1 protein-coding gene is annotated in these 427 nt (G+C 62.5%); it reads right to left on the bottom strand.

The window, feature by feature from the left end; all coding sequences use genetic code 11:
- Positions 1 to 38 precede the first annotated feature (38 nt).
- The coding region (locus EOA86_RS38170) for a flavin reductase family protein (RefSeq protein WP_164892490.1) at positions 39 to 427 on the bottom strand (389 nt) is incomplete at its 5' end.

Below are 427 nucleotides of genomic sequence, written 5' to 3'. Positions count from 1 at the left end.
ATGCTGCGCTCCAGTCTTGATCATCTTACCCTCCGCGCTCAGTAGTGGATGTCGAGCGGCCAAAGCGGCGCCGCAAACTCCGTTGGCTGCAGTGATGCGTAGCGTCCCTTGCCGAAAACCAGCGGTTGCCGGTCGGCGAAGGACCGAAAATGCTTAACCCTGGCGATGAACAGCACGTGGTCGCCGGCTTCGTGCCTAGCCCACGGCTCGCAGTCGAACAGCGCCGCCGCGCCGGGCAGCACCGGGGCGCCAGAGCGGCCTTGCTCGAACCGCATCCCCTCCCACTTGTTGGAAAGCGGCTTGGCGAAGCGGTTGGAAATGTCCTTCTGGTTTTCCGAGAGGACGTTGACCGTGTAACTTGCGGCATTCTCCCAGAGCGGTAGGCCGGCTGAACGACGGTCGATGCTGAACAGGACGAGAGGTGGAT

It is taken from the genome of Mesorhizobium sp. M5C.F.Ca.IN.020.32.2.1, from assembly GCF_004023105.1.
Lineage (GTDB): Bacteria > Pseudomonadota > Alphaproteobacteria > Rhizobiales > Rhizobiaceae > Mesorhizobium > Mesorhizobium wenxiniae.
Note: the sequence above shows the minus strand (reverse complement) of the source record. Positions and strands in the feature narration are given on the sequence as shown.